23 protein-coding genes are annotated in these 18908 nt (G+C 66.8%); 8 read left to right on the forward strand and 15 right to left on the reverse strand.

Annotated features, from left to right (window positions below):
• Positions 1 to 129 precede the first annotated feature (129 nt).
• Positions 130 to 999: an NAD(P)-dependent oxidoreductase gene (locus KGM94_RS01740; protein WP_300254230.1), complete on the forward strand. Its 870-nt coding sequence runs from the start codon at positions 130 to 132 to the stop codon at positions 997 to 999.
• A 9-nt stretch (positions 1000 to 1008) separates the two neighbouring features.
• On the opposite strand, the gene KGM94_RS01745 is transcribed toward KGM94_RS01740, so the two are convergent.
• Positions 1009 to 2235 (reverse strand): cation:proton antiporter, encoded by a 1227-nt coding sequence (locus tag KGM94_RS01745; RefSeq protein ID WP_300254231.1) that lies wholly within the window; start codon positions 2233 to 2235, stop codon positions 1009 to 1011.
• Between the two features lie 284 nt (positions 2236 to 2519).
• Between KGM94_RS01745 and KGM94_RS01750 the strand changes: the two genes are divergently transcribed.
• Genes KGM94_RS01750 through KGM94_RS01760 form a run of 3 tightly spaced genes read left to right on the forward strand, consistent with a single transcriptional unit; the run spans position 2520 to position 4895 of the window.
• Positions 2520 to 4115 carry an ATP-binding protein gene (locus KGM94_RS01750; RefSeq protein ID WP_300254233.1) on the forward strand — a complete coding sequence of 532 codons (1596 nt, stop codon included), beginning with the start codon at positions 2520 to 2522 and terminating at the stop codon, positions 4113 to 4115.
• Between the two features lie 41 nt (positions 4116 to 4156).
• The gene (locus KGM94_RS01755) at positions 4157 to 4360 is read left to right on the forward strand and encodes a DUF1289 domain-containing protein (RefSeq protein WP_300254236.1); all 204 of its coding nucleotides are present in this window, start codon (positions 4157 to 4159) and stop codon (positions 4358 to 4360) included.
• A 22-nt stretch (positions 4361 to 4382) separates the two neighbouring features.
• On the forward strand, positions 4383 to 4895 hold the full coding sequence (locus KGM94_RS01760) for a TIGR02281 family clan AA aspartic protease (protein WP_300254238.1): 513 nt from the start codon (positions 4383 to 4385) through the stop codon (positions 4893 to 4895).
• 5 nt (positions 4896 to 4900) lie between these two features.
• On the opposite strand, the gene dusA is transcribed toward KGM94_RS01760, so the two are convergent.
• A complete protein-coding gene (dusA, locus tag KGM94_RS01765) occupies positions 4901 to 5890 on the reverse strand; it encodes a tRNA dihydrouridine(20/20a) synthase DusA (RefSeq protein WP_300254240.1) in 990 nt (329 codons plus the stop codon).
• A gap of 423 nt (positions 5891 to 6313) precedes the next feature.
• On the opposite strand from dusA, the gene KGM94_RS01770 reads away from it, so the two are divergent.
• Entirely contained in the window at positions 6314 to 6982 is a 669-nt protein-coding gene (locus KGM94_RS01770; RefSeq protein WP_300254243.1) for a PEP-CTERM sorting domain-containing protein, read from the forward strand.
• 21 nt (positions 6983 to 7003) lie between these two features.
• On the opposite strand, the gene KGM94_RS01775 is transcribed toward KGM94_RS01770, so the two are convergent.
• The 12 genes from KGM94_RS01775 to KGM94_RS01830 form a co-directional block, all read right to left on the reverse strand.
• Complete coding sequence (locus KGM94_RS01775) at positions 7004 to 8089, reverse strand: YeeE/YedE family protein (protein WP_300254245.1); 1086 nt, start codon at positions 8087 to 8089, stop codon at positions 7004 to 7006.
• An 83-nt stretch (positions 8090 to 8172) separates the two neighbouring features.
• Positions 8173 to 8616, reverse strand: coding sequence for a DsrE family protein (locus KGM94_RS01780; RefSeq protein ID WP_300254248.1), 444 nt, complete (start codon positions 8614 to 8616; stop codon positions 8173 to 8175).
• Positions 8617 to 8624: 8 nt separating this feature from the next.
• Positions 8625 to 9527, reverse strand: coding sequence for an alpha/beta fold hydrolase (locus tag KGM94_RS01785; RefSeq protein ID WP_300254251.1), 903 nt, complete (start codon positions 9525 to 9527; stop codon positions 8625 to 8627).
• 14 nt (positions 9528 to 9541) lie between these two features.
• Positions 9542 to 9949, reverse strand: coding sequence for a DsrE family protein (locus KGM94_RS01790; protein WP_300254253.1), 408 nt, complete (start codon positions 9947 to 9949; stop codon positions 9542 to 9544).
• Positions 9950 to 10002: 53 nt separating this feature from the next.
• A complete protein-coding gene (locus KGM94_RS01795) occupies positions 10003 to 10749 on the reverse strand; it encodes a cytochrome c (protein WP_300254256.1) in 747 nt (248 codons plus the stop codon).
• The gene (gene soxC, locus KGM94_RS01800; protein WP_300254260.1) at positions 10688 to 11956 is read right to left on the reverse strand and encodes a sulfite dehydrogenase; all 1269 of its coding nucleotides are present in this window, start codon (positions 11954 to 11956) and stop codon (positions 10688 to 10690) included. Before soxC ends, KGM94_RS01795 begins: the two co-directional genes overlap by 62 nt.
• 5 nt (positions 11957 to 11961) lie before the next feature.
• Positions 11962 to 13653, reverse strand: coding sequence for a thiosulfohydrolase SoxB (gene soxB, locus KGM94_RS01805; protein ID WP_300254262.1), 1692 nt, complete (start codon positions 13651 to 13653; stop codon positions 11962 to 11964).
• Positions 13654 to 13678: 25 nt separating this feature from the next.
• A complete protein-coding gene (gene soxA / locus KGM94_RS01810; protein ID WP_300254264.1) occupies positions 13679 to 14503 on the reverse strand; it encodes a sulfur oxidation c-type cytochrome SoxA in 825 nt (274 codons plus the stop codon).
• A 29-nt stretch (positions 14504 to 14532) separates the two neighbouring features.
• Entirely contained in the window at positions 14533 to 14859 is a 327-nt protein-coding gene (soxZ, locus tag KGM94_RS01815; protein ID WP_300254267.1) for a thiosulfate oxidation carrier complex protein SoxZ, read from the reverse strand.
• 20 nt (positions 14860 to 14879) lie between these two features.
• Positions 14880 to 15332: a thiosulfate oxidation carrier protein SoxY gene (gene soxY / locus KGM94_RS01820; protein ID WP_300254270.1), complete on the reverse strand. Its 453-nt coding sequence runs from the start codon at positions 15330 to 15332 to the stop codon at positions 14880 to 14882.
• 17 nt (positions 15333 to 15349) lie between these two features.
• Complete coding sequence (gene soxX, locus KGM94_RS01825; protein ID WP_300254271.1) at positions 15350 to 15793, reverse strand: sulfur oxidation c-type cytochrome SoxX; 444 nt, start codon at positions 15791 to 15793, stop codon at positions 15350 to 15352.
• A 128-nt stretch (positions 15794 to 15921) separates the two neighbouring features.
• Positions 15922 to 16527 carry a thioredoxin family protein gene (locus KGM94_RS01830; RefSeq protein WP_300254272.1) on the reverse strand — a complete coding sequence of 202 codons (606 nt, stop codon included), beginning with the start codon at positions 16525 to 16527 and terminating at the stop codon, positions 15922 to 15924.
• Between the two features lie 46 nt (positions 16528 to 16573).
• On the opposite strand from KGM94_RS01830, the gene KGM94_RS01835 reads away from it, so the two are divergent.
• Positions 16574 to 17296 (forward strand): hypothetical protein, encoded by a 723-nt coding sequence (locus tag KGM94_RS01835; protein ID WP_300254273.1) that lies wholly within the window; start codon positions 16574 to 16576, stop codon positions 17294 to 17296.
• A 2-nt stretch (positions 17297 to 17298) separates the two neighbouring features.
• Here KGM94_RS01835 and KGM94_RS01840 read toward each other — a convergent pair whose 3' ends face one another.
• Positions 17299 to 18030, reverse strand: coding sequence for a cytochrome c biogenesis CcdA family protein (locus KGM94_RS01840; protein ID WP_300254275.1), 732 nt, complete (start codon positions 18028 to 18030; stop codon positions 17299 to 17301).
• Positions 18031 to 18121: 91 nt separating this feature from the next.
• Between KGM94_RS01840 and KGM94_RS01845 the strand changes: the two genes are divergently transcribed.
• Positions 18122 to 18493 carry a thioredoxin gene (locus KGM94_RS01845; RefSeq protein WP_300254278.1) on the forward strand — a complete coding sequence of 124 codons (372 nt, stop codon included), beginning with the start codon at positions 18122 to 18124 and terminating at the stop codon, positions 18491 to 18493.
• A gap of 19 nt (positions 18494 to 18512) precedes the next feature.
• Positions 18513 to 18863 (forward strand): metalloregulator ArsR/SmtB family transcription factor, encoded by a 351-nt coding sequence (locus KGM94_RS01850; RefSeq protein WP_300254281.1) that lies wholly within the window; start codon positions 18513 to 18515, stop codon positions 18861 to 18863.
• Positions 18864 to 18908 lie beyond the last annotated feature (45 nt).

Raw genomic sequence — 18908 nt, forward strand, 5'->3', positions numbered from 1 at the left:
CGTTGCCCTCGCTGCGGCAGGGGTTATGGTGCGCCTCCGGTCCGCTTCCAGGGCGGAACCGAAGCAATACGGCCGGAGTCCCCAATCCGGCGCGCAGCAAGAACCCAAGGCACAGACAAGGTTACACACATGGCTAAAGTCGCTTTCCTCGGTCTCGGCGTGATGGGCTTCCCGATGGCCGGACACCTCGTGAAGAAGGGCGGCCACGAGGTCACCGTCTACAACCGCACCGCGGCGAAGGCGAAGGAATGGGCGGACAAGTTCGGCAGCAAGACCGCCGCGACGCCGAAAGCTGCGGCCGAAGGCCAGGATTTCGTGATGTGCTGCGTCGGCAACGACAATGACCTCCGCACGGTGACGACCGGTCCCGACGGCGCCTTCTCCGGCATGAAGAAGGGCGCGACCTTCGTCGACCACACCACGGCCTCCGCCGAGATCGCGCGCGAACTCGACGCCACGGCCGCCAAGGCCGGCTTCAAATTCGTCGATGCGCCGGTGTCCGGCGGACAGGCCGGCGCCGAGAACGGCGTGCTGACGGTGATGTGCGGAGGCGCCGAGGACGCCTATGCGGCGGCAGAGCCGGTGATCGCGGCCTATGCGCGGATGTGCAAGCGGCTCGGACCCGCCGGATCCGGCCAGCTCACCAAGATGGTCAACCAGATCTGCATCGCCGGCCTCGTGCAGGGCCTTTCCGAGGGCATCCACTTCGCCAAGAAATCCGGCCTCGACGTCCAGTCCGTCATCGACACCATCTCCAAGGGCGCGGCGCAGTCCTGGCAGATGGAGAACCGCTACAAGACCATGAACGACAGCAAGTACGATTTCGGCTTCGCCGTCGAATGGATGCGCAAGGACCTCTCGATCTGCATCGCGGAAGCGCGGCGCAACGGCGCCAACCTGCCGGTCACCGCGCTGGTCGACCAGTTCTATTCCGAGGTCGAGAAGATGGGCGGCAAGCGCTGGGACACTTCGAGCCTGCTGGCGCGGCTGGAACGCTGACGGGGCAAGCTACTTTTCCAGCAGTCCGAGCCTGCCCGCCAGCCATTTCGTGGTCGGCGCCTGGATCAGGATCGTCATCAGGACCGCGATGAAGGTGACCGACGCGATGATGTGCGCGCCGGGCGCCTTCATCCCGATCAACAGGCCGGCGAGCGCCGCCGGAATGACGCCGGTCTCGCGCGTCCAGGACATGAACAGCATTTCGTTGAAGCTCCATTTCGCGCGACGGTCGGGCGCCGCGCAGAGGAAGACCGTCAACGGCCGCGCCACCAGCATGAAGACGGCCACCACGGCGGCGCCGCCCCACACATGCTGCCCCATCAGCGCGAAGTCGACCTGGGCGCCGAGCAGGATGAAGATGAACACGCGCATGATGAACGCGGTGGTCGCCACGTACTCGTCGAGCTTCTGCGCCTCCCCCGCCTCCATCGCGAAGCCGAAGGCATCCTTGTTGCCGAGCACGATGCCGAACACGAAGACCGCCATGAACCCGCTGGCATGGAAGCCGTCGGCGGCGAAATAGGCGCCGATCACGGCAACCAGGGTGATGACCGGCGCGTATTCGGCGAGGAACGCCCATCGCTCATGCGCGATCAGGAGCGCAGCCAGATATCCGAGCGCCAGGCCGCCGAGGATGCCGACGACCGACTGCCAGAGCAGATCGACGAGCGACGAGGTCAGCGAGAAGCTGCCGCCTCCGGTCGCCGCCGCCAGAATGCCGAAGGTGATGATCGCGCCCATGGCGTCGTTGAAGGCGGACTCGCTCATCACCGTCTGCGCCACGCGGTCGCGAATTCTCACCTGGCGGAAGATCGGGACCAGCGTCGCCGGATCCGTCGACGCGATGGTGGCGCCGAGCAGCAGCGCCACCATCACGGGAACGCCGAGAATGAAATGGGCGGCAAGTCCGGTCAGCGCGGCCGTGATCGCGACGCCGACGGTGGCGATCACGACGATGGTGATCCAGGTCTGCTTCAGCACCTCGAGCCGCAGGGAAGCGCCGCCGTCGAACAGGATGTAGCTTGCGCCGAACAGCAGGATGATCTGGTTGAGGGCCGAATCCGCCTTGATGTCGACGAGCCCGAGCGCGGCCGGTCCCACCGCCATGCCGACGACGAGAAACACCGCGACGTCAGGCACCCGGATCTTCTGGGCGACGAATGCGGTCAGGATTCCGATGGCCAGGATCAGTCCGCTCGAAAGCAGCGTCTCCTTCGCAAGCTCGATCGCGCTCACCCCTTCGGCTTCCTTCCCCGAACGACGGACATCGGCGCGCCTCGTCCTCTGCATCGGTTCGCGCCCCCGAACGATGCTGCCTGAGGGGTCTCGAAATGACAAGGCGACATCGGATCCCAGACCGGAGCTCAAGCCGCGGCTTTTCCGACCCGGCCTGATCGGCTCCGCTTAACCCGGCGTTAACGTAATTCTTTAGCTCCTTAAGGCAGCTCTTAAGGATTTATTGCCACAGATAGACAATGCAGAAGGCCCGCGTTCCGCGCGGGCAGGATTTGTGTTGTTCGATGAGTAACCCCGCTGAAAAGCCAGAGGTCGTGCAGGTTCCGGCCGTGCCGCTGCCTGTGCCATCGGCGAGCCATCGCCGGGCCGCGGCGAAGCGGGTGCGCGAGGCGCGCGACAAGTTAACGTCGACGAGCGGAACGCGGCCTGCCTTCGACAGCGAGCTGCTGCGGCAACATGCCCAGACACGTCTGTCGGCATCCTATGTCGTGCTGCTGCTGGTGGTCGCGACCGGGCTGCTGTTCGGCTTCTGGATGCAGCCGATCCCCGCCGCGGCCTGGACCTGCGGCATGCTCTGCATCCACGCCGCGACGATCAACAGCTGCCGCCGCTTCCTCGCGGAAGCCGCCTCCCCCGCCGCGACGCGCAAGTGGCGCACGCGCTTCGTCATGCTCGACCTGCTCTACGGCCTGTGCTGGATGGCGATCCTGATCCATCCCGCGCTCGACATGGTCACGGAAACGCTGATGATGTTCCTAATGCTGCTGGTGATCGCAGTGTCGAGCATGGTCGCGGCCAACCTGCCGATCGCGGCGCTCGCCGCAACCGCACCGGTCGCGGTGGCGATGGCGCTGAGTTTTGCCGTGACCGGCGCGCTCGACAACTACATCCTGGCGGCGCTGGCGCTTGCCGCCGAGGGCTATTTCGTGCTGCTGGCGCACCGGCTGCACCAGACCACGTTCGCGACGCTGGAAGCGCGCGCGGAAAAGGACGCGCTGATCGGCGAGCTCGAGCAGGCCAAGGCGATTTCCGACGAGGCCCGCCACCGCGCCGAGGCCGCCAACGTCGCGAAATCGCGCTTCCTCGCCCAGATGAGCCACGAGCTGCGCACGCCGCTGAACGCGATCCTCGGCTTCTCCGAGGTGATGAAGAGCGAGATCTTCGGCGCGCATGCCGTGCCGGTCTACAAGGAATATTCCGCCGACATCCACAATTCCGGCGTGCACCTGCTCAACCTCATCAACGAGATCCTCGACCTGTCGCGGATCGAGGCCGGTCGCTACGAATTGAACGAGGAAGCGGTCTCGCTGGTCGGCGTGGTCGCCGACTGCCATCATCTGATGAAGCTGCGCGCCTCCAACCGCGGCATCACCATCCACGAGGTCTACGAGCACGCGATGCCGCGGCTGTGGGCCGACGAGCGCGCGATCCGGCAGGTCGTGCTCAATCTGCTCTCCAACTCCATCAAGTTCACCCCGCAGGGCGGCGATATCTGGCTCAAGGTCGGCTGGACCGCCTCGGGCGGGCAATATCTCAGCGTCAAGGACACCGGCTCGGGAATCCCGGAGCACGAGATCCCGATCGTGCTGGCCTCCTTCGGGCAGGGCTCGAACTCGATCAAGTCGGCCGAACAGGGCGCCGGTCTCGGCCTGCCCATCGCAAAAAACCTGATCGACCTGCACGGCGGCACCTTTACGCTGAAATCGAAGCTGCGCATCGGCACCGAGGTGATCGTCACCTTCCCGCCGGAGCGCGTGATGTCGGCGCTGGCGCCGATGGCCGATGACGCGCCGCCGCTGCAGCCGGAACCCATCGACGTCGCCGACGACAAGCGGCGGCCCCGGCACAAGCCGATCATGAGCGCGGGCACGGGTTCCTGACATGCTTGCAGAAAAGCCCGATCGTCCTTCACCATGTCCGGATGAGCAAAGACACCCCGTGCATCGACGTCTGCCAGATCGACCCCAAGAGCGGCCTGTGCTTCGGCTGCGGCCGCACGCTGCCCGAGATCGCGCGCTGGCCCTCCATGACGAGCGCGGAACGTCGCGCCGTGATGGCAGAGCTGGCCGCGCGCATGGCGGATGCCGGACTGTCGCCCGTTGCGGCGCGGCAGGATCCGGCCTGACGCAGGCTGCGGGAGGCGTGCGATGAGCCGTCTCGCCCTGGTGCTGATCCTGCTGATCGCGACCGCCGGCGCGGTGGTCGCCTACAAGGACCCCGAACAGGTCGCGCGCGCCAGCGACACCGTCTCCGACCTGTTGCGCCATCGCGCGAGCGCCAAGGCGCGCGCGGTCGAGATCCAGCGCGGCCGCGGCGGCGAGTTCTCGCTGCAGGCCAGGATCAACGGCGTGAGAGCGCCGATGGTGGTCGACACCGGCGCGACCTCGGTGGTGCTCACCTACGAGACCGCGAAGGCCGCCGGCCTGCCGCTGGAGCTGCTCGCCTATGACGTCGACGTGGAGACCGCCGGCGGCCGCACCAAGGCGGCCAGGCTGACGCTCGACCGTCTCGCGATCGGCTCGCTGGTCGAACGCTCGGTGCCGGCGCTGGTGGTGCCGCACGGCACGATGAAGACCAATCTGCTCGGCATGAGCTTCCTCGATCGCCTCGAGCGCTGGGAAGTCCGCGCCGACCGGCTGATGCTGCACGGCTATCCGTAAAACCCTCAGGCCGCAGCCTCTGCCGGCGCGCGGCTGCCGACCCGCGCGATCGCCTCGCGCAGCACATCGAGGCCGGCGCCAGTCCGCACGCCGTGCTCGGCGAGATGACGGCGAAAGGCGCGCGCGCCGGGAACGGCATGGAACGCGCCGACGAAATGCCGGGTGATCGCGTGCAGCCGCGTGCCGCGCGCAAGCTGATCGGCGATATAGGGCGTCATCGCCTCGAGCGCCTGCTGCATGGTGGCCTGCGGCGCTACCTCGCCGAAGATGTCGGGGTCGACGGCGAGCAGCCGCCACGGCTCCTGATATGCGGCCCGGCCGAGCATGGCGCCATCGACATGCACGAGATGCGCCCTCGCCTCCTCGATGCCGAGGATGCCGCCGTTGATGATGACGGGCACGTTCGGCATCGCGCGCTTGAGGCGGTAGACGCGATCATGGTCGAGCGGCGGGATGTCGCGGTTCTCCTTCGGCGACAGCCCGTCGAGCCAGGCCTTTCGCGCATGCACGATCAACGCGTCCGAACCGGCGGCGACCACCGCGCGCGCAAGCCGGTCGAGCGCGAGCTCCGGATCCTGGTCGTCGATGCCGATGCGGCACTTCACGGTGACGGGGATGCGCACCGCGCGCTTCATCGCCGCGACGCAATCGGCGACCAGCTCCGGCTCCGCCATCAGGCAGGCGCCGAAGCGGCCATCCCTCACCCGGTCGGACGGACAGCCGACATTGAGATTGATCTCGTCATAGCCGAAGCCTTCGCCGATCCGCGCGGCCTCCGCGAGTTCGGCGGGCTCCGAGCCGCCGAGCTGCAGCGCCAGCGGATGCTCGCGCGCGTCGAAGCCGAGCAGCCGCGCGCGGTCGCCATGGATGACGGCGCCGGTGGTCAGCATCTCCGTGTAGAGCAGCGCGCGCCGGGTCAGATGGCGGTGGAACACACGGCAGTGCCGGTCGGTCCAGTCCATCATCGGCGCGACGGAAAAACGGCGGTCCAACATGTTGATTTTGCAGACTTTCCCGCGGGGCGATGCTGGGGCTGAGCTCTCGGGCCTGATCTATAGCCTATCCGCCCATTGTCAAACAGGCGGCGGGCCGGATTCGAAACACGCGGTTCAACCCCATGCACAGTGGGCAAGCATCTGACGCGACACGAATTTCTTTTTTGTCGAAATATGACTTGACTCGTCGGGCAAATCAGGGGCATGATGGCACATTCCACAAATCCGAATAACGACCGCGGCGCGCGATGAGTCCGCAACCGACGACGCGCTCACGCAATGGGACCGGGATGGTTTTGGCGCCTTCGCCACCGCCGACGGTACGGGTTCCATCGACAAATCGGATGATTCGTCGCCCTCGCGAATATTGCCTTGGCAGGCCAACCCCTGTGGTTTTTTGACGAAGATCAGAGGAGATGCGCTTTGAGGATCCCATCCATCCTGGGCAGTGTTGTTCTGGCTGTCGCTTTGAGCGTCGGTGTCGCGCAGGCTTCCACCGTCAACGTCGCACTCTCAAGCGACGGGGCAAGCTTCGTGAGCGCAACATCCCAGATCTTCTCCAGCAGTTCACCGTGCTGCGGCGGTTTCGTGAACGGTGGCTTGACCACGGCGCAAGACAATCTGCTGACGACGACCCCGATCCCGTGGCTTGCCAACGGCGACGAGCGCTTCATCTTCGACGATAACGACAGCGTCGCCTCTCTCATCATCAGGTTGGGCAGCATCAGCACGCTCGTCAGCTTCGGTGCCACCTTCAGCGCGACCGATCGAATTCCAGGGCTGTTCTCGGTAGCCACGTCGCTGGATGGCGTTCACTTCACGTCCGTCGGAACGTTGCTCAACCCGAATTCATCGTTCAGCGGCGGCAATTCCACCCTCGTCACGACGGCGCCTCTCTCGGCATTGTACGTCGAATACTCTTTCGGCTCTGCTACTGGCACCAACGCGTACGGCGCCGGCGTCAGCGAAGTTTTCGCCTCTGTCGCAGGGGTCCCCGAGCCCTCGACCTGGGCAATGATGATGCTCGGCTTCTGCGGCCTCGGCTTCATGGCGTATCGGCGGAAGAAGCAGATCGTGGCCGCACTCGCCTGATGGCGGTCACCGGATATCAGCTCACGCCTTCGACGCGGCCGGGCGGGCGTCCGGCTGCGCCGCGCCGGCGCGGTCGACGAGCAGATCGGTCAGGCCCGCGCCCAGCCACATGCCGCCGAGCACGAGCCAGGCCGTCAGCGCGAACACGGAGGCGCCGGTGACGCCGGCGCCCACCGCGCAGCCGCCGGCGAGCATGGCGCCAAAGCCCATCAGCACCGCACCCAACAGGTAGCGGCGCATGCCGAGGCCGTCGGAAAATCCCTCGAGCTTCAGTTCGTGCGCGAGCGCCGCGGCGACGAACGAGCCGAGGAACACGCCGGGAATGATGCCGAGGTCGAAGCCGAGCCTGATCTGCGAGGAGTTGAGCACCAGCATCAGCAATTCGGCCGACGGGCCGGAAAAGGTCAGGCTCTTCAGCGTCACCGGGGCGAAGGACGACTGCGACAGCTGATAGGTGAAGAGCCAGCCGGCGACGACGGCCGCTCCCGTCGCGAGCGCCGACAGGATCAGGCGCCGCGGCAGGCGGCTGCGAAAGGCGAAGGCGAGGCCCGCGATCAGCCACAGGCCGCCGAAGGCGAGCTTCTCCGGCGTGCCGCCGCCGAACACCGCCATGATGTCGCGCGACGGTCCGCCGTCGACCAGCCACAGATTGGTCAGCCATTCGCGCGCGGGCGACAGCAGGCCGTGCCAGGCGGCCTGCGCCGTCACCGCGAAGACGAGACCGGACAAGAGCGCGCGCAGGTTTCCGTTGGCCGACAGCACGAGCAGCCGGCTCGCGCAGCCGCGGGCAAGGATCATGCCGCAGCCGAACATCACGCCGCCGATCATGGCGCCGGAAATGCTGCCCTGCTGCGCGAGCTGGCGCGCCTCGGAGACATCCAGCCAGCGGATCGCGACGAGCGCCTGCGTGCCGACGAGCGCCGCGGCGAAGGTCAGCAGCCAGACCGCAAGGCGCGGCCCGCCCTCGCCGCGCGAGAATTCGACCGCGGCGGCGCGCAGGCAGAACCGGCTCCTCTGGGCGAAGAAGCCGAAGAGGCCGCCGACCACGAGGCCGCCGAGCCAGGAGAGCCGGTCTTCACCCAGGAGATCGATGACCGATGTCAGCACGGCGCGCTCAGTTTTCGTCAGAGCCGGCAAGTCTAGCGACGTCGCGATTCCGCCCCATGAGCCAGATCAAGGCCGCGCACGGCTCAGGGCCGCAAGTACGCAAAGCCCTGCTGCTGCAGCTCCGCAATCCGCACCACGCCGCCCTTCTCGGCCACCACGAAGCCGGGGATGAGGTCGTCGAGCTTGACGCCCTGCGCCTTCATGGTGTTGGCGCAGGCGTCGAAGCCGACGCCTTCCTGCGCCAGCTTCTGCATCGCCGCCACGGTGTGATCCTGGGCGGCGAGCGCATGGAACGCACGCAGCGCCGGGCCGTGAACGACGAGCCTGATGTCGGCCTTGCCGGGTCCGCCGACGCCATCGACGTGGTTCTGCAGATTGCCGAGCACGAAGACGACACGATCGGCATCCGCGAGGTGATAGACGACGCGCTGGCGCGCGGCCGGTTCGGCGGCCGCAGCGGCGCCGCCTGCGCCGAACGCCCCCAACAGTCCGGCAAGGCCCGCGCGAAGCATGGATCGACGCTGCATGTCTCCTCCTATCGTGTCTGCTTGATGAATTCGGCGATGCGATCGGCCGCGTCCTCGGCAAAGAGGTCGCGGAAGAAATGGTCGGCGTCCTCGATGGTGTCGAGCTGCACCCGGCCGCCGCTCGCGCCCGCGAGCTTCGCGAAGGACGTCGCCACATCAGGCACGACCGTGTCCTTCGTTCCCGCCAGCACGAGCACGGGCATCTTCAGTTGCGCCACCAGCGCCACGGTGTCCTGGCCGGGATCGGCCGCGTAGAACGAGGCAAAGGCGCGCGCCGTCACCGTGGCGTCGCGGCAGTAGATGAAACCGGGCACGGTCATCCATTCGCCGCCGCGCCCGGCCGCAACGGCCCTGGTCGCCTGCTCCAGCAACGGCTCGAGCGGCCTGCCGTAGGTTGCGGCATAGGACGCGCGAAGGCTCGCTTCGGCCGTGGCGGTGACCGGCGCAAGCAGTACGGCGGCCGCGACCGCGCCGCCGTTCGCCGCCAGATAACGCGCTACCTGGTTGCCGCCGCGCGAATGGCCGAAGGCGTAGATGCGCCGCGACAGGCCCTTTGCGTGTCGCACCCAGGCATCGATTTCGGCTGCGGCGTCATCGGTGACGTAGTCGTGGCGGGTCGCGCAGTCGTACATGCCCTTGCGGCGGTCCTGCCCGAGCGCCAGCGTGTGGGCGAGCGAGGCGATGCCGCGCTCGGCCAGCGCCTGCGCCAGCGTCCGGATCACGTCCATGTCCTTGTGCGCCAGCGTGCCGTGGGTCATCACGACCAGCGGCGTGTCGGCCTGCATCGACGCCGGCGTGCGCAGCGTGGCGAGAACCGTGCGGCCGCCGACCGACAGCTCGATGTCCTGCTCGGCAGCGGCAGCCGTTCCGGCCAACGCGAGCAGGATCGAAAGTCCCACCAACCATCGCATCAGTCGCCATCTCCCTAGGGACGAACGATCGTCCAGTGCTTTTCCGCAAATTCCATCAGGGCGGCGACGCCGACCTGGGTGACGTTGACGCCCTCGATCAGCGGCGGCCGCCTGCCCTCCTTCACGCCAAGCGTCTCCAGCGTATTGCCGCAGGCGATGAAGCTCACATTGGGCATCGATTTCAGGAAATTGGTCATGCGCTCCTTCACCGGGGAGCGGTCGTCGAGCAGCATGTCGAGGCCGCCGTTGAAGGCGATCACGACGATCTCGACGTCCTCGCCCTGCCCCGAATAGTGCCGCGAGACGTTGGCCGCGACATCGAGCACGGCGCGCATCTTGGCGGGCTCGTCATCGCTGATCTGCAGCACCAGGCGGTGCGGATCGGCGGCGAAGGCCGGGATCGCGAACGCCGCGACGAGCAAGCCGGCGGCCGCACAAGCCCTAAGCAATGCGCGGCGGCTTGCCCCGCCGCGGTTCACTCCACGCCCCGCGATTTCTTGTCCTTGTCTTCCGGCGTCACGTCGATGGCGGCGGCACGGGCGGTGATCTTCACCGGCGCGATGCAATTCTTCATGCAGGGATCCTTCTGCCAGAACGATTTCTCCGCGGCGGCGCGGTCGTCCATGACGAAACCCTGCTCGTTCGGCATCTTGATCGCGGCGAGATTCTTGTTGTTCAGCTCGAAATCCTGGTCGGTGATGACGTCGTTGAGATAGAGGACGTAGGCGACCAGCGCGTAATATTCGTCGACCTTGAAGGCCTCCGCGTTGCCGTAGGGCATGGCGTGGCGGACGTAGTCGAACACGGTCGAGGCATAGGGCCAGTAGGAGCCGACCGTCTTCACCGGGTTGTCGGAGGTCAGCGAGCCCTTGCCGCCGGCGAGCACGGGCCAGCGGCCGTTGCCCTCGCCGAACTCGCCGTGGCAGGATGCACAATTGTCCATGAACAGCTTTTCGCCCTGCGCGACCGTGCCCTTGCCCTCGGGCAGGCCCTGGCCGTCCGGACGCACGTCGATGTCCCAGCCGCGGATCTCCTCCGCCGTCGGGGCGCGGCCGATGTCGTAGCGCGGAGCGGACTTTGCCTCCGTTTTGGCGTCCGGCTTGCTCTGCGCCAGCGCCGGGGAGGCGATCGCGCCGGCGAGCAGCGCCGCGGCGACGAGCTTAGGCAACTTCGACATTCTCGACCTCACCATTGGCCTGCACGTGCCAGGTCTGGATGCCATTGTTGTGATAGATGGAATTGACGCCGCGGATCTTGCGGAGCTCGGCCTTGCTCGGCTGCACGTAGCCGGTCTCGTCCTGCACGCGCGATTGCAGCAGGAGCGGCTCGCCATTCCAGTCGAACTCGTAGTAGAAGCGCGCCAGCGCCTTGTCGAGCACGGGCCCGTCGAGCCGCGCCGGCCGCCAGTTGCGGCCGCCGTCGAGCGAGACGTCGACGCGCTTGACCTTGCCGTTGCCGCTCCAGGCGAGCCCCGAGATGATGGTAAAGCCCTTGCCGTGCCTGATCGGCGCCTGCGGACTCGGGCTCGTGATCACGGATTTGGCGTCCATCGCCCAGGTGAAGCGGCGCGCCTTTCCGCTCGGCAGGAGGTCGGTGTATTTCGAGGTCTCCTCGCGGGTATGCCAGGGCTGGTCGCCGACCTTGATGCGGCGCAGCCACTTGACCCAGAGATTGCCCTGCCAGCCCGGAACGACCAGCCGCATCGGATAGCCCTGCTCGGGATAGAGCGCCTCGCCGTTCATCTTGTAGGCGATGATGCAGTCGTCGAGCGCCTTCTCGATCGGCAGGCTGCGATCCATCGCGGCGGCGTCCGCGCCTTCGACCAGCAGCCACTTGCCGTTGGTCTTGACGCCGGCCTCCTCGAGCAGCGTGCGCAGCGACACGCCGGTGTACTGCACGCAATGGATCATGCCGTGGGTGAACTGGCAGCCGTTGAGCTGGGCGCCGCGCCATTCCATGCCGGAATTGGCCGCGCACTCCATGAAGTGGATCCGGTTGACGCGCGGATAGCGCTTCAGCTCCTCCAGCGTCAGGATCAGCGGACGCTCGACCAGGCCATGGATCATCAGGCGATGGTCGGCCGGGTCGATCTCGGCGATGCCGCCGTGATGGCGCTCGAAGCAGAGGCCGTTGGGCGTGATGATGCCTTCGAGCTCGTGCAGCGGCGTGAAGCTGACGGACGATTCGCGCGAGGCGGTCAGCCATTCGACGTCGCGGCGGACGACGTCCTTCTCGAATTTCGAGGGCTTGCCGTAGGGCCGCACCGCGACGCCCTCGCCGAGCGCCCTGGTCCATTCCGGCACGTTGGGCGGCTGGTTCGCGGGATTGCCGCCGGCCCCCGCCGGCCTTGCCAGCATCGTCGCGGCAACGCCTGCGCCTGCGGCGAGGAAGTTGCGGCGGGACTGGCCTTGCTCGTCCATCTTCGACATCGCTCTCACGCTCCGGTCACCTTGACGGCGCGGTTCGGCTCGAGCCGAACCGTCTTCTGCCGCGTCAAATAGTTCGCAACGACGTCCCAGATCGGCGGCCCCTCCGTGCCCTCGTTGACGCTGGCCCAGCCGGCCACCTGGTATTCCCTGTTCGGGTCGATCGGCGCGCCGGTCCTGGCGAGCTGCATGTCGGAGATGCGGCTGCCTTGCGGCCTGGCGATGTCGATCGCGTAGGACAGCCCGCCGATCCGCACCATGTCGCCGCCCTGCTGATAGTAGGGATCGACGTTGAAGAGGTTGTCGGCGACGTCCTCGATGATCTCCTTCAGCCGTGCGCCCGTCATGCCCATGCGGTAGACGGCCGGGTAGGTGATGGCGGTGGCGTTGGTGACGTCCTCGAAGGTGATGTCCTGGCCCGGCAGCACGCTGGTGCCCCAGCGGAAGCCCGGCGACAGCGCGATCTCGGCATCGCGCTCGGTCAGCAGCGCCTGGCAGATCAGATCGTCGAAGGTGCCGTTGAAATTGCCGCGCCGGTAGAGCAGCGAGTCGGTCTTGCCGAGCACGCGCGAGAGATCGGCAGCAAATGGCTTGCGCACCTCGGCGATCTTCGCGGCCATCTCCGCATCCGGCGTGATGATGTCGGAGAACAGCGGGATCAGCTTGTACCGGAACGCCTTGACCTCGCCGTCGCGGACGTCGAGATCGAGCCGGGACACGAATTTTCCGGACGAGCCCGACGCGATCAGCAGCGTCTTGCCGACCTTGACAGCCTCGGGCAGCGCGTCATGGGTATGGCCGGTCAGGATGACGTCGATGCCCCTGACGCGGGAGGCCAGCTTGCGGTCGACGTCAAAACCGTTGTGCGACAGCAGCACGACGAGCTGCGCGCCGCCCTTGCGCGCCTTGTCGACCTGCGCCTGGACGTCCTCCTCGCGCACGCCGAACGACCAGTTCGGGATCATCCAGCGCGGATTGGCGACCGGCGTATAGGGAAAGGCCTGACCGAGCACCGCGATCTTGACGCCGCCGCGCTCGATCGTGGTGGAGGCCTCGAACGCCGCCTCGTTCCATTCGGTGTCGCGGATGTTGAGGCCAAGGAAGGGGAAGCCGAGACCTTCGATCGCCTGCTTGACGCGCTCGGTGCCGTAGGTGAATTCCCAGTGGCCGGTCATGGCGTCGGGCTTGAGCAGGGCCATGCAGTCGATCATGTCCTGGCCGCGCGTCTTCAGCGACGACCACGAGCCCTGCCAGGTGTCGCCGCCGTCGAGCAGCGCGACCTTGTCGCCGCGCTCGGCGCGGATCGCCTTGATCACGGTGGCGGCGCGATCGAGCCCGCCGATCTTGCCGTAGGTTTTTGCCAGCGCCTCGAAATCCTCAGAGGTCAGTGCGTAGGCCGCCGACGAGCCCGGCGCGACGCCGAAGCGGGCGAGGAACTCCTTCGCGGTGACGTGCGGCGGCAGCCCCTTGGCCTCGCCGACGCCGAGATTGGTCGAGGGTTCGCGGAAATAGAGCGGCATCAGCTGGCCGTGGATGTCGGTGACATGCACCAGCGTGACGTTGCCGAGCGGCTCGAAGGCCAGCAATTCCTTCTCGCTCAGGCGCTGCTGGGCGAAGGCCCGCGACAGGCCGGCACCGGGGCCGGCCGTGAGCGCGGCGGTCGCCGCGGCAACCTGAATGAATTCACGGCGCGAGATCATGCGCTGCTCTCCTCAAGACCGTCGTTCAGTTGCGCACGGAGGGCGTCTCGACCGGCAGCCCGATGCCGCGCCAGGCGACGTAGACCTCGAGCGCGAGGAACTCGTCCGACAGCGGCTTGTAGGGCTCGGCGCGCACGTCGAACATGCAGCCCTCGAAGCGTTCGTGCAGCGGCACCAGGCGCTGGTCGCGCAAACGGTAGGTCGGGAAGCCGTTGGTCTGGCCCTGGCTCAGGAAGTCGGCGCGCATGAACTTGCCGTTGTTGCGCTCGTGGCAGGAGGCGCAGGCGAGATCGAGCTGGCCGACCCGGGTATAGTAGATCTGCTTGCCGCGCTCGAACCACGGCGACATCGGCCCGTCGGTCTTCACCGCCACCGGCATGCCGCGCGACTGGAAGCGCACGAAGGCGGTCATGTCGGTCAGCGCCTGCGACTTGAACGCCCAGGGCTCCGCCTTCATCTTCTCGGTGCGGCAGATGTTGATGCGCTGCTCGAGATTGACCGGCTTCTTCAGCCTGTCGTCCCATTTGGGCATGGCGGCGCCGACGCCCTTCATGGTCGTCTCCGCCTCGCCGTGGCAGCTCGCGCAGGACTTGCCCTCGCTGCCCTCGACCTTCTTCCAGGCGTCGGCGGCGCGCTCCACCGCGAGGAAGCCCGGATTCTCCAGGTCGTCGTCCTGCAGCGCGCGCGTCTCCTTGCTGCGGAACTCGTAGCCGGAGATGATGGTCTTGAAGACGTGGCCGGGCGGCGCAGGAATGCCCTTGCGTTCGGCCTCCTGCGCAGAAATGCCCGCGCCGGTCAGGACGATTGCCGCCGCGGCGACGGCGAACAGGCCAACGTAACGAGACGTCATCCGACCACTCCCTCGAAGCCCCAGCGGCATCATGCCTTGAGCGCGATCTTCTCTTCGGCCGTGATCACCGTGCCGTCATCGTCGGTCCAGGAGAACTTGAACGTTCCGGCCTCATCCACCTTCGCATTGAACTGGATGTAGGGATTGGCGGAGATCGCGGGCTCCAGCGCGCAGGCGAACAGCGGTTTGCCGTTGAACTCGCAGGCGAACTTGTTGATGATCTTGCGCGGAATGGCCTTGCCCTGCGCGTCCTTGCGCTGGCCGGATTCCATGACGTGCGAGACCAGGGTCTTGATCTGGATGACGTCGCCCTTGGCCGCTTCCTTGGGAAGCTTGATGCGCGGTTTGTCTGCCATGATGTTTCTCCTCTCGCTTCCTAGCCGCCGCAGCCGCCGATGGTGACCTTCACGGTCTTCTGCTCCGTGAACAGGCTGCCGTCGCTCATCTTCGCGATCGCCACCACGTTCTGGGTGGCCGCGAGCCGGATCCGGATCGAGGCCTCGGCCTTGCCCGAGAGCGGCGTGAACATCAGCGTCGCGACGCCGGCGTTCGGGTTGCCGTCGGCGAGGATCATGACCTCCTTGACGTAGGCCTGCTCCGTCATCGGGCTCTCGACGCTGAGCGACAGCGGCACTGTGTTGCCGTTCTCCGCGATCTCCGGCAGGTCGAGCGAGATCTTGCCCTTCACCGGCGCCTTGCCGCCGGTGAATTTCTCGATCCACTTGGCGGCGTCGTTGGTGACTTGCGCATCGGCCGCCATCGGCATCAGGGTCAGCATGACGAAGCCGCCCCCGAGCGCGAATGCCTGCCGTCGATTGATGGCTTTCATTCCTGTCCTCCTCGCTGTCAGTTCAGCGTCTTGAGATAAGCGACGACGTCCTCGACCTGCGCGGCCGTCAGGATCGTCTTGCCGACGAATTCGGGGCGCACCCGGCTCAAGCCGTCGTTCCGGTAGAACGCGGGCATCACGGTGTCGGCGAAGATGCGCTTGGGGTCGGCGACGATGAGGCGAAGCTGCGCCTCGCTGTAGCGGCCGGCGACGCCGTCGAGCGACGGGCCGAACTCGCCGTGGAATTCCTCGGACTTCAGGCTGGTGACCTGGTGGCAGGCCAGGCAATTGCCGAGCGTGCGCGTCAGGAACACCTTCTTGCCGGCGCCCGCATTGCCGGGCGCGCCGGTCAGCGATTTCGGCAGGGAGTCGTTGACGACATCGAGCTTGATCGGCTCCTGCGCGGAGGCGGCTGCCGCCCACAGACACAATGCCAACGCGGCGACGCGCGAGCGCTGCATGTTCCCTACCCTTCATGGCGGGGTGACGCCCGCCTTCTCGCTGATGGACTCACGGACCATCAAATTCAGTTATCATGATATGTTGATGTAAAAGGCGGCGTCAAGCGAAATTCGCGAACCGCTGTCACCTAGCCGCTGGTGGCGAGGAATTCCCGGAACGAGCCGCGCTCATAGGCGCGCTCGCGCACGAAGCGGAACATCGCCAGGAAATGCTGCGGCTTGAGATAGCCGGGCGCGCGGGTAACCTCCCGCGCCATCGGCTCTTTCGCCTCGATGCCGGCAGCCTGCGGCGGAAAGAACTGGAACGTCGGGGTGAAGCGGATTCCGTACTTCTGGGCGAGGTCCTTCTCCGACAATTCCTGCTTGTCGAAATCCGTAACCTTGCGGGAGCCGATCAGGTTGAGCTGCAGCACCTCGAAATTGTCGCGGATGTAGCTCGCGATCGCTTCGTCGGCAAAGTTCACCAGATGGGTCTCGCGGCAATAGGGGCAGCCGCGCAGCTCCCACATGATGACGAGGCGCTTGCCGCTCGCGGCCGCGCTCTCCAGATCCTCGCGCAAGTCGAGAAAACTCTGCAGGAACCAGGGTTCGTGGTAGAGGCCGTCCTCGCCGGGCGCAGGCTCGGCACGCGCTTCGCCGCCCGCTGCGACGACCGCAGCCCCCGACGTGAGCGCGAGGAAGCCGCGACGCGAGAACAGCGGGGCATGCATTCGAGAAGCTTGCGTGTCGGTCATTTGATGATGATATTCAAATGCTCGAATGTGACAAGGATTTCCCATCTTGCGCTGCATCATCGCTCTGCTGGCATGGCTCGTCGCAACGGGAGCCGGCCTCGGCGCCGAGGCCGGAAAGCCCGTTGATTTCCCGTCCGCCGTCCAGTCGGTCATGGCCAATCTGCGCACGGCGGCAAGCTACGCCCGCACCGGCAACATCGCGCTCGCCCAGATGGAGACCGAGGAGGCGCAGACCGCGTGGCAGGCGCTGCAAGACGGCGCAACTGCCGCTCCCCTGCCCCCTTACGCGCCGGCGGCGCTGCAGGATTTTCTCGCCAGGGGCCGCGCGCAGCTCAAGGGCATAAATGACGCGCTCGGCGGCGGCGACAACGTCGCGGCGGGCCGCGACCTCTTCGCGGTCCGCAAATCGTTCCATGATCTCCGGCGCAAATCGGGACTCTACGATCTCGGCGACTGCGTCTTCGAGATCGCGCCCGCGATGGAGAGGCTGCGCGCGGCTGCGACGGGCTTTGGCGAGCAGCCGGCCGGCGCACGCGCCGAAGACACCGTTTCCGCCGCCGCCGCGTTTCGCGACCGGCTGCAGCGCTGCAACGATTGGGCGAGCGCCGAGATCTCCGCGCAGCCCGAATTCCGCCGGCTGATCGACGGCGCGACCGCCAGCGCAGGCGAGATCGCGCATGCGGCGATGGCCGGCGACGCCCCGCTGGTACATCGCTATCTGATCGAGCTGCAGTCCTACGCGCAGTTGCTCGACTTCCGCTTCGGCTAGCATCAGCCGATGCTGGTCAGTCCGGGGAGGCGCTCCAGCAGCCACTGCGAGACTGACGGCATCAGGCCGGCGAGGAACGCCAGCCCGGTCGCGACCAGGAACGCGCCCATGGTCTTCTCGACGAGGCCGAGATGCCGACGCGCCCGGCCAAGCATCGCGACGAAACGGCCGGTGAAGGCGGCCGCGATCAGGAAGGGAATGCCGGTGCCGGCCGAATAGGCCAGCAGCAAGAGCGCGCCCCGGCCCGCCGTGTCTTCGGATCCCGCCATCAACAGCACCGCGGCGAGGATGGGGCCCGCGCAGGGCGTCCAGCCGAACGCGAAGGCGAGCCCCATGACGAAGGCGCCCGCCAGCCCCGCCGGCCGGTTCTCGACCTGCACGGTTGCGCTCCGGTAGAGCAGCGGAATCCGGATCAGGCCGAGAAAGTGCAGGCCCATGACGATGATCAGGACGCCCGCGACCGTGCCGAGCGCCGACAGATGCGCGGTGATGAAGCGGCCCGCCAGCGATGCGGTCGTGCCGAGCGCGACGAAGACGAGCGAGAAGCCGGCGACGAAGGCCAGCGCCGCGACCAGCACGCGCGGCCGCAGCTCCGGCCGGTCGGCCGACAGCTCCGTGACCGAAACGCCGGCCATGTAGCAGAGGAAAGGCGGCACCAGGGGCAGGATGCAGGGCGAGAGAAAGGACAACAGACCGGCGACGAAGGCCGCCCCGAGCGTGACGTCCAGACCCATTCCCGCGCCCTCATCCCTAGCACATATCCGAATTTAATGATATAAAGAGGTCGAGAAGTCCAGAAGGAAGTCCACCAGAAGCCTTGCCGTGATGACCCGGTTCACCATCCATCTCGCCGCTGCCGCGATTTTCGCGCTGCTCGCAACGACCGCTTCCGCCGCCGAGCTCGTGATGTTCGAGCGCGCCGGCTGCGTCTGGTGCGCGCGTTTCGACGCCGAGGTCGCGCCGATCTACGGCAAGACCGACGAGAGCCAGGCCGCGCCGTTGCGCCGTGTCGATTTGGGCCGCCCCCTGCCCGCCGACCTCGCCGGAATCGATCCGGGCGCCTTCACACCGACGTTCGTCGTGCTAGACGACGGACGCGAGATCGGGCGTATTCGCGGCTATCCGGGGGACGCCTTCTTCTTCGGCCTCCTGGGCCGGATCCTGACCAACGCGGGACCGGCGTCCGGCCGGTCGTGACCACAGGGATTGCAGAGCAATGTCACTGCCGAAACTGAAAGAGATCGAAGGCTCCGCCGAGCTCGAGCAGATGATCGAGAAGGCGCGCGAGGCCAGCGACATGCTGAAGGCGCTCTCGCACGAATCGCGCCTGCTGCTGCTCTGCATCCTCGCCGAGGGCGAGAAGTCGGTGACCGAGCTCGAGCAGTTCCTGGGCGAACGGCAGTCGACGGTCTCGCAGCAGCTCGCGCGGCTGCGGCTCGATCGCCTCGTCACGACGCGCCGCGACGGCAAGGCGATCTATTACAGCCTCGCCAACGAAGAGGTGCGCAAGATCCTGACCGCCATCTACGACGTGTTCTGCGAGCCGGTCCGTCGCCGCCGCAGGTGAGGCTGCGGCACTGGATTTTCGCGCCGCGCCGGCGCACATTGCCCG

Source organism: Bradyrhizobium sp. (genome assembly GCF_028868675.1).
In the GTDB taxonomy this organism is placed as follows: domain Bacteria; phylum Pseudomonadota; class Alphaproteobacteria; order Rhizobiales; family Xanthobacteraceae; genus Bradyrhizobium.

Excerpts from the sequence above, each read along its gene's own strand:
- KGM94_RS01760 (WP_300254238.1), top strand. The coding sequence starts at position 4,383 with ATGAGCCGTCTCGCCCTGGTGCTGATCCTGCTGATCGCGACCGCCGGC.
- soxZ (WP_300254267.1), bottom strand. The coding sequence starts at position 14,859 with ATGGCAGACAAACCGCGCATCAAGCTTCCCAAGGAAGCGGCCAAGGGC.
- KGM94_RS01780 (WP_300254248.1), bottom strand. The coding sequence starts at position 8,616 with ATGCAGCGTCGATCCATGCTTCGCGCGGGCCTTGCCGGACTGTTGGGG.
- KGM94_RS01830 (WP_300254272.1), bottom strand. The coding sequence starts at position 16,527 with ATGACCGACACGCAAGCTTCTCGAATGCATGCCCCGCTGTTCTCGCGT.
- KGM94_RS01795 (WP_300254256.1), bottom strand. The coding sequence starts at position 10,749 with ATGGCATCCAGACCTGGCACGTGCAGGCCAATGGTGAGGTCGAGAATG.
- KGM94_RS01845 (WP_300254278.1), top strand. The coding sequence starts at position 18,122 with ATGACCCGGTTCACCATCCATCTCGCCGCTGCCGCGATTTTCGCGCTG.
- KGM94_RS01785 (WP_300254251.1), bottom strand. The coding sequence starts at position 9,527 with ATGCGATGGTTGGTGGGACTTTCGATCCTGCTCGCGTTGGCCGGAACG.
- KGM94_RS01755 (WP_300254236.1), top strand. The coding sequence starts at position 4,157 with ATGAGCAAAGACACCCCGTGCATCGACGTCTGCCAGATCGACCCCAAG.
- dusA (WP_300254240.1), bottom strand. The coding sequence starts at position 5,890 with ATGTTGGACCGCCGTTTTTCCGTCGCGCCGATGATGGACTGGACCGAC.
- KGM94_RS01750 (WP_300254233.1), top strand. The coding sequence starts at position 2,520 with ATGAGTAACCCCGCTGAAAAGCCAGAGGTCGTGCAGGTTCCGGCCGTG.
- soxC (WP_300254260.1), bottom strand. The coding sequence starts at position 11,956 with ATGTCGAAGATGGACGAGCAAGGCCAGTCCCGCCGCAACTTCCTCGCC.
- KGM94_RS01850 (WP_300254281.1), top strand. The coding sequence starts at position 18,513 with ATGTCACTGCCGAAACTGAAAGAGATCGAAGGCTCCGCCGAGCTCGAG.
- soxY (WP_300254270.1), bottom strand. The coding sequence starts at position 15,332 with ATGAAAGCCATCAATCGACGGCAGGCATTCGCGCTCGGGGGCGGCTTC.
- soxB (WP_300254262.1), bottom strand. The coding sequence starts at position 13,653 with ATGATCTCGCGCCGTGAATTCATTCAGGTTGCCGCGGCGACCGCCGCG.
- KGM94_RS01740 (WP_300254230.1), top strand. The coding sequence starts at position 130 with ATGGCTAAAGTCGCTTTCCTCGGTCTCGGCGTGATGGGCTTCCCGATG.
- KGM94_RS01840 (WP_300254275.1), bottom strand. The coding sequence starts at position 18,030 with ATGGGTCTGGACGTCACGCTCGGGGCGGCCTTCGTCGCCGGTCTGTTG.
- soxA (WP_300254264.1), bottom strand. The coding sequence starts at position 14,503 with ATGACGTCTCGTTACGTTGGCCTGTTCGCCGTCGCCGCGGCGGCAATC.
- soxX (WP_300254271.1), bottom strand. The coding sequence starts at position 15,793 with ATGCAGCGCTCGCGCGTCGCCGCGTTGGCATTGTGTCTGTGGGCGGCA.